At 34.5% G+C, this 8093-nt stretch carries 7 protein-coding genes and 2 tRNA genes; 5 read left to right on the top strand and 4 right to left on the bottom strand.

Going from position 1 to position 8093, the window contains the following annotated elements; translation table 11 throughout:
• Positions 1–58: 58 nt before the first annotated feature.
• A tRNA-Leu gene (locus SOY52_RS06620) sits at positions 59–139 on the top strand.
• A 27-nt stretch (positions 140–166) separates the two neighbouring features.
• Positions 167–238 (top strand) — tRNA-Gly (locus SOY52_RS06625).
• A gap of 171 nt (positions 239–409) precedes the next feature.
• On the opposite strand, the gene SOY52_RS06630 is transcribed toward SOY52_RS06625, so the two are convergent.
• Both SOY52_RS06630 and SOY52_RS06635 read right to left on the bottom strand, forming a co-directional pair.
• Entirely contained in the window at positions 410–2656 is a 2247-nt protein-coding gene (locus tag SOY52_RS06630; protein ID WP_320848174.1) for an AAA family ATPase, read from the bottom strand.
• Complete coding sequence (locus SOY52_RS06635) at positions 2653–3318, bottom strand: hypothetical protein (RefSeq protein ID WP_320848175.1); 666 nt, start codon at positions 3316–3318, stop codon at positions 2653–2655. Before SOY52_RS06635 ends, SOY52_RS06630 begins: the two co-directional genes overlap by 4 nt.
• A 91-nt stretch (positions 3319–3409) precedes the next feature.
• Here SOY52_RS06635 and SOY52_RS06640 point away from each other — a divergent pair, with 91 nt between their 5' ends.
• From SOY52_RS06640 to SOY52_RS06650, 3 genes are all read left to right on the top strand, one after another.
• Positions 3410–4123, top strand: coding sequence for a Bax inhibitor-1/YccA family protein (locus SOY52_RS06640; RefSeq protein WP_320848176.1), 714 nt, complete (start codon positions 3410–3412; stop codon positions 4121–4123).
• Positions 4116–4775, top strand: a complete 660-nt coding sequence (locus SOY52_RS06645) for a pseudouridine synthase (protein WP_320848177.1) — start codon at positions 4116–4118, stop codon at positions 4773–4775. The genes SOY52_RS06640 and SOY52_RS06645 overlap by 8 nt, the downstream gene beginning before the upstream one ends.
• Positions 4776–4921: 146 nt before the next feature.
• Positions 4922–6592 (top strand): ammonium transporter, encoded by a 1671-nt coding sequence (locus tag SOY52_RS06650; RefSeq protein WP_320848178.1) that lies wholly within the window; start codon positions 4922–4924, stop codon positions 6590–6592.
• Between the two features lie 36 nt (positions 6593–6628).
• On the opposite strand, the gene xseB is transcribed toward SOY52_RS06650, so the two are convergent.
• Positions 6629–6829 (bottom strand): exodeoxyribonuclease VII small subunit, encoded by a 201-nt coding sequence (gene xseB / locus SOY52_RS06655; protein WP_320848179.1) that lies wholly within the window; start codon positions 6827–6829, stop codon positions 6629–6631.
• A gap of 1 nt (position 6830) precedes the next feature.
• Positions 6831–8093, bottom strand: a 1263-nt coding sequence (gene xseA, locus SOY52_RS06660; RefSeq protein WP_320848180.1) for an exodeoxyribonuclease VII large subunit, incomplete at its 5' end; no start/stop codon positions are given.

Raw genomic sequence — 8093 nt, forward strand, 5'->3', positions numbered from 1 at the left:
CAGCAGACTCTTAATCTGCGGGTCAAAGGTTCGATCCCTTTGCGGCTCATATCTCACCGCGAGAGTGGTGGAATTGGCAGACACGCTAGATTTAGGTTCTAGTATCGTTGATGTGCGGGTTCAAGTCCCGCCTCTCGCAAGCACCTGATTTATCGAGGTCTCAAATGCGAAAGTAGCTCAGTGGTAGAGCTCCACCTTGCCAAGGTGGATGTCGCGGGTTCAAGTCCCGTCTTTCGCTTACAACATGGATGTAAAAGTCCATGTTTTTTTATTTTTTTAACATTAAATAAAATTAAGTTGAAACGATGGTAAAGCTCTTCCTAAAAGTGTTAAGCGATTTGCAATCTGGACCTACTGTTTCATGAGTAGGATTCCTCTTATTCTACAAAAACAATTCTATTAGAAATAATTAAACTTGTTTTCCCAATTTCTTATGAATTTCGATCCACTCTGGAGAAGTTTCTTTTTTTTCAATTTTTACTTCCTTATTTGAGAGGGTTACTATCATTACTGTATGTTTCCACTTAACTACTTTATTTTTTAATTCATTAAGAACGATTGGTTTAAGTTTTTCACTATATAGTCCTAAATCATTTAGAACCTTAAGATATCTCTTATCAAGCCAAAGTGTTAAAGTTTGTTCATCTAACACCTTTTCTTCTGTTTGAGTAAGACAAGAACCATTAACAGTAGTGAAATATGATGAAAAGAGCTTTAACATATCATCTTCGTCCCAAGCTGTAATTGGATTTGATGAGCTATCAAAGATTTCTTTTTCCGCTCTTCTTAAGAGTTCTTTAGCACTTTTATCGTAAATAAAGTCACTAAGCCTAGAGCCTTTTCTTGCAATACTTTCTGATAATCTTATCTCACCATCAATTTTAATTCGTTTTTTTAGAAGAGTAATTAAGTCTTTTTCTTCAAAGAGTCGAGAAAAAAGATTTTTAGCAAAGATAAATTCAAAACGAATATCCTCTCCTTGAGAGAGTAAATAATCTTTTGCACTTCCAAGATAGATTTCAGGTTGTCTTAATAATTCAAGACTTTCTTTATAGTGAGTAATGTAATCAAATTCTTCTTTGGTTTTTACTTGGCATGCAGTAAAGCCTTCAGGATTATACCTTAAAGCATTCCAAAGAATTAAACCATGGGAACCATTTAAGACTAAGATATTATCACTACGCTTAATGTTAATATTTTTAAATAGTTCATCTCTTATTTCTAATAAGAGTTTAGAACCCATCAAGGAAGTACGTTTTAACCACATATCTTCTTTTCTATTTGCAGGTGAGAAGGTAAGGTTTTCTGTAAATGTATCTTCGCTAACACTTTCAAGTTGAGCTTCTCTTTTTCTTTCAACCTCTGCTTTGATAGTTTTCTCATACCCCTGCTCTGAAGGTTTATAGTACATTTTACCCTGCAGTGAGGATGGAAGATATTGTTGACTTACCCAGTGATCCTTATATGCATGTGGGTATAAATAGCCTTCTCCATGTCCAAAGCTGTTTTTATCTCTTGATGCATCTTTCAGGTGGTTTGGAACTTCTTCACCTTTTTCATTTTCAACATCTTTAAGTGCATCAAAGAAGGCAAGAGAAGAATTGCTCTTTGGACAGGTTGCTAAATAAAGTGCTGCATGAGTAAGATGAAAGCGGCCCTCAGGAAGTCCAATACGGTCGAAGGCTCTTGCACAGGATTCAACAACTGTTACTGCATTTGGATCTGCAAGACCTACATCCTCGCAAGCACTAATTAACATCCTTCTAAAGATAAATCTTGGATCTTCTCCTGCTGCAACCATTCTAGCAAGCCAATATAGAGATGCATCAGGGTCGCTACCACGAATTGATTTAATAAAGGCTGAGATAACATCAAAGTGGTAATCACCTTCTTTATCATAAAGTACTACCTTCTTCTGAATTGATTCCTCTGCTGCATCCATAGAAATATAAATAGAAGATCCTGCTTTTGGTGGAAACGTCTCTGGAGTTGTTTCAACAGCTAACTGAAGTGCATTTAATAGAGATCTTGCATCTCCTTCTGCAACATCTATTAAGTGTTCAAGTGCGCCATCCTCGAATACTATACTGTAGTTTCCATATCCTCTTTCTTTATCATTTAAAGCTTGGTATGCAACCTTTTTTAATTCATCTTTATTTAGTTTAGTGAGCTGAAACACTCTACTTCTTGATACCAATGCTGCATTAACTTCAAAGTAAGGATTTTCTGTAGTTGCACCAATTAATATAAATGTTCCATTCTCAACCCATGGTAGTAGGGCATCTTGTTGACTTTTATTCCAGCGATGAACTTCATCAACAAATAGAATAGTTTTTTGCGAAAAGTGTGCAAGTCTATCACGAGCCATATCAATTTCATATCTTAGTTCTTTAACTCCCGATAGAACTGCATTTAAAGTTGCAAAATGACTTTTTGTGGTGTTTGCAATTACTCTAGCAAGTGTTGTCTTTCCTGTTCCAGGAGGACCATAGAAAATAACAGAACTAAGAAGATCTGCTTGAATAGCACGTCTTAAGAGTCTTCCTTTTCCAATAATATGTTCTTGTCCAATATACTCATCTAAGTTTCGTGGTCTCATGCGATAGGCAAGAGGCTGGGAGCTAATTTGCTCTTGGGAACTAAAGAGATCACTCATTTTTGTTCTGCCTCCTGTCTTGTTCTTATTTTTACTTCATTTTGACCAAGTGCATTAAAGTATAACTCTTTTGCTAAAGTAGCAATATCATAATCATTAATTGGTTCAATCATGGAAATATCATTCTTTATTCCAATAAGACTTAAGTTATCTAAATTACTTTTCCAAATAAATGCTTCTTTTTCTAAGTTATTATAGCTTTCATTTATTATTTGTTTGTTTTTTACAACAGCATAATTAAAGGCTTCAATTACTTCTTCGTTACATTGTCTTCTAAGTAGTTCGCTTATGGATTGATAACTTTCATCTAAGAATAACTTTGGATCTTCAAATTCATAATCCTTTATATACGAAAATAAAATATCAGAAATATCTAATAATGCAGTTCTAACAACTTGATTAATAGAGTTTAAATACGAGGCTTCTAACTCCTTAAAGCTTGGGAGTTCTTTTCTCCATCTATCATAGCTTGGGACAGTTTTTAATATTTCCATATTATTTGAAAGAGAGCTTTCTGTTTCAAGTATTGCCTCATTAATGCTATCTTTTAATAAATTTGTAATCCTATTATGTTCGTCAATCGTGAGAGCATCTTTATTTATACTCTGGCAAGAGATAAGTGTGATTAATATGAAAGACAAAAGAAATAGGTACTTTTTCATATAGTTATGATATACTTTACGTGTAGATATGTCCAACGATAGTTGACGTTTTTTAATTTGGACATATTTTTCATTTTTATAGGAGTTATAAATGTCAGAAACAAAATTAAGTGTTTTAACAAACGTTAGAGAACGTGAAAATGGTCTATTAAAACATGTATATGGCTATATGTCTTTAGGCTTAATTATTACTGCATTATTTAGCTATTTAATTAGCCAAAGCTCATCAGCAATTAGATTTATTTATTCAAATCCTTTTGTAACTATTCTTTGTGCAATAGCAGAACTTGGTCTTGTAATGTTCTTATCAATGCGTCTTGAGAGAATGAATACAAGAACTGCTCAAATTTGTTTTATTACCTATTCAATACTAACAGGTGTAACACTTTCATCAATTTTTCTAGTATATACAGGAGCTTCAATTGCTAAAGCATTTACAACAACTGCATTAATGTTTATTGCATTAACAATATACGCTAATGTTACAAAACGTAATATTGCTTCTTGGGGTACTTACTTAATGATGGGGCTTTTTGGAATAATAATTGCAAGTACAATTAACTTATTCTTTGGCTTTAGAAGTGTTGATTTATTCATCTCAATTTTAGGTGTAATTATTTTCTTAGGTTTAACAGTTTATGATTCTAAGAGAGTAATTGATATGAACAGAGAATATGGTTCTGAGATGACTGAAGAGGAGTATACAAAAATAGGTATCATCGGTGCTTTAAACTTGTATCTTGATTTCTTAAATATTTTCTTATACCTACTTAGACTCTTTGGTGCATCTTCTAGCCGTGATTAACGTAGTTTATAAAAATTCCAAAATATTAATAGTATATAAAGAGAGCGGTCTTCCGACTGCTCCTTTAAAAAATTCAACTAATGATAACTTAGTTTCTAGGGTTGCAAATGAATTTCCTCAGATTATGGCTGTTTCAGGCTATCAACCATGGGAAGGGGGATTAGTCCATAGGCTCGATAATCTAACTAAGGGACTTGTTCTTTTTGCTCTTAGTCAGAGTGCTTTTGACTTTCTTAATTACCAACAAAAAAATGATATGCTAATTAAAGAGTATAGAGCCAAGTCAAATGGAATAAATACTGTTTTACCAGGATTTCCGCCATACACCTTTAATTGTGTCGATGATGGTCCTGTTAGTATTATTTCTTGTTTCAGAGCTTTTGGACCAAAGGGTGCAAGTGTACGTCCTTTAGCTATAAAAAATGGAGAAAAAGTCTATAGAACAGATATAGTTAAGGAGACTGAGAACTCTTATATTTGTACAATTACTCAAGGCTTTCGTCATCAAATTAGGTGTCACATGGCCTGGGCTGGACATCCATTAACTGGGGATGAGCGATATGGTGGAAAAGATGGTGAATTCGGTCTTGAAGCCATTGGATTAACCTTTGTTGATCCTGAGAGCAAAAAAAATATATCAATAAAAATTTGATTAATGTGTTGACAAAAAGTTAGGCAATATTGTAAAAAGTCACACATCAAAGGTGATAGCATTTAGTTGTTATCACCTTTTTTCGTACAAAGGCGTACCGTTTGCTCTCGGTACGCTTCATTTTTTTTAACAAGGAGAGGAGAAAAATGTATTCATCTGTTGACACTATCTGGGTGCTTTTAGGTGCAGCTTTGGTATTCTTCATGCAGGCTGGATTCGCAATGGTAGAGACGGGCTTTACAAGAAGTAAGAACGCAGGAAATATTATCATGAAGAATGTAATGGACTACTGCATTGGAACGGTTGCATTTTGGCTCATTGGCTTTGGCTTAATGTTTGCAGGAGATGGTCCTATTATTGGTGGCTTTGATCCTTTTATTAGAGGAGATTATTCATCAACATTTCCTTCCTTTGCATTCGTTATTTTCCAGACAGTATTCTGTGCAACTAGTGCAACTATAGTTTCTGGTGCGATGGCAGAGAGAACAAAGTTTATTTCTTACTGTATCTACAGCTTACTGATATCACTATTTGTATATCCAATTTCAGGGCACTGGATTTGGGGTGGTGGCTGGCTTGCAAGTCTTGGATTTCATGATTTTGCAGGAAGTACAGCAGTTCACATGGTAGGTGGTGTTGCAGCATTAATTGGAGCAATATACCTTGGACCAAGAATTGGAAAATACGATGAGAATGGAAACGCAAAGGCAATTCCTGGACACAGCTTAACACTTGGTGCATTAGGTTGTTTTATATTGTGGTTCTGTTGGTTTGGCTTCAATGGTTGTTCAACAGTATCAATGACAGGTGATGATACATTAGTTTCAGCATCAAAGATTTTTGTTACAACAAACATGGCTGCTGCAGTTGCAACTTGTTCAACCATGATACTTACATGGTTGAGATATGGAAAGCCAGATGTATCAATGACTCTTAACGGTTCTCTTGCAGGACTAGTTGCAATTACAGCGGGGTGTGACCTAGTTACACCAGTAGGTGCGGCAATTATCGGTCTTATTGCAGGTGTTTTAGTAGTCTTTTCTGTAGAGTTCTTTGAAAAGGTTGTAAAGATAGATGACCCTGTTGGTGCTGTTTCAGTTCATGGTGTTTGTGGTGCTGTTGGAACTATCCTTACAGGATTATTTGCTGAAGAAATCGGACTATTTTATGGTGGTGGATTTAGCTTCTTCCTTACTCAAATACTTGGTGTAGTATCAGTAATTGTATGGGTTGTAGTAGTAATGACAATTATCTTCTTTGTAATTAAGAAAACTATTGGATTAAGAGTAAGTGCTGAAGAGGAAATTGCTGGTCTTGATATTAAAGAACATGGACTTACAAGTGCATATGCAGACTTCGCTCCTGTTTACATTAATACTTCAATTAATAGTGAGCCTACAGAGGTTTTTGCTAAGGCTCCAGCAAAGGTTGAATACCCTGAGCCAAGTGAAAAGAGTGATGCTAAACTTACAAAGATTGTAGTAATTGCAAGACAGAATAAGTTTAATGAGCTAAAGCATGCTCTTGCATTAATTGGTGTAACAGGCTTAACACTTAGCCATGTAATGGGCTGCGGAATGCAGAAGGGTAAGACAGAGTACTACAGAGGTGTTCCTGTAGAGATGACAGTTCTTCCAAAAGTAAAAGTTGAAATCGTTGTTTCAAAGGTGCCTGTTATGAAGGTTGTTGATACTATTAAGGAAGTCCTTTACACAGGTCACTATGGCGATGGTAAGATTTTCATCTACGATGTTGAAAATGTTATTAAGGTAAGAACAGGTGAAGAAGGTTACGACGCACTCCAGGACGATGTATAAATAGCTTTGTGGGATCTCGAAAGAGGTCCCACATTTTCACTCTTCTCTAGATGTGATAATTCCATCTTTAGAGACTTCTTCAATCTTTCTCTTAGTCTCTTCAAGGGTTTTATTTAATCTTTTAGTAAGCAATGTTGCTTCTTCATAAATTTTTAATGATTCCTCAAGACCAGTGTTTTCGTCACGAAGTTTTTCAGTTAACTCTTCAAGCTTTTTTAAATCACTTTCAAAACTCATATTATTCTCCAATTATTGCATTTAGTTTTCCATCATATAAATCAATTGTAATTTGGTCATTTACTTTAACATCCGCTGATGTTTTGATAATTTTCCCATCTTTACTATATACAATTGAATAACCTCTTTTTAATACCTCTTTAGGTGAGAGCGCAGATAGCTCCTTCGAAGTAGCTGCTAATTCTTGCTCCTTATCTTTTACTTTTGCTCTTATTAGATAGGATAAATCCTTTGATAGATTATTAATATTATATTCGTTATTTATAATCTTCTTTTCTATAAGAGGCTTTAATTCATCACCTTCAAGAGTGTGACAATAATCCTTTATTTTATCATTTATATTAGAGCTAATTAAATCATATAACCAAGAAACCTTAATTAAAGATGAATTAATTCGGTGATTTAACATTGAATTAACTCCATCCGGAGAAGGTACGTGGTAGCTATTTACCTTTGTAAGCATAATTGCTTTTACATCAGAAAGTGCTGAAAGACTATTTTGACTTTTTAATAATATATTTTTAATTAACTGTGAAAGCTCATTAGAAATAGTTTTAAGTTTAACTCTATCACTATATATTCCTTCAGTTGCAATTACAGCTCCTTCAGTTGGGGTAATTGCTCTAACATCTGCAACGTAATCACTTAAGCTGTAGTCCACTTCGTGTCCAACGGCAGAAATAACAGGTATCTCAGAGTTATGTATTGCTTCAATTACTAATGGATCAGAAAAGCAAAGCAAATCCTCTTTTGATCCACCACCTCTACCAACAATTAAGACATCACACATTGGAATTAAGTTTGCATTATTAATTTGATTACTAATATCTTCAGCGGCACTTTCACCTTGGACTAAGCATGGATAGATAACAACATCAAGAGAGGGAGCTCTCTTTTTTAATGTGTTTAACATGTCCTCAATTGCGGCTCCATTTGATGCTGTAACAATTCCAATTCTAGTTGGGTATTTAGGAATACTCTTTTTATTTTCAATATCAAAGTATCCTAAGCTTTGGTAGTATTGTTTTCTTTTTTCAAGCTCAATTAATATTTCTCCATCACCTTGTCTTACTATTCTTTGACAAATAATTTGGTATGTGCCTCTTGGCTCATATACATCAATATTGCAATAAACTGTGACCATATCACCATTTTGAGGAATGTATGAGCTAGGAGTCCTTGAAAAACGGAACATTACCGCACTTATTTGGCTTTCTTTATCCTTTAATGTAAAATACCAGTGTCCTGTAGCAGATGGCTTAAA

The sequence above is a fragment of the Bullifex sp. genome, from assembly GCF_034103065.1.
Lineage (GTDB): Bacteria > Spirochaetota > Spirochaetia > Sphaerochaetales > Sphaerochaetaceae > Bullifex.

Excerpts from the sequence above, each read along its gene's own strand:
- SOY52_RS06630 (WP_320848174.1), bottom strand. The coding sequence starts at position 2,656 with ATGAGTGATCTCTTTAGTTCCCAAGAGCAAATTAGCTCCCAGCCTCTT.
- SOY52_RS06635 (WP_320848175.1), bottom strand. The coding sequence starts at position 3,318 with ATGAAAAAGTACCTATTTCTTTTGTCTTTCATATTAATCACACTTATC.
- SOY52_RS06640 (WP_320848176.1), top strand. The coding sequence starts at position 3,410 with ATGTCAGAAACAAAATTAAGTGTTTTAACAAACGTTAGAGAACGTGAA.
- SOY52_RS06650 (WP_320848178.1), top strand. The coding sequence starts at position 4,922 with ATGTATTCATCTGTTGACACTATCTGGGTGCTTTTAGGTGCAGCTTTG.
- xseB (WP_320848179.1), bottom strand. The coding sequence starts at position 6,829 with ATGAGTTTTGAAAGTGATTTAAAAAAGCTTGAAGAGTTAACTGAAAAA.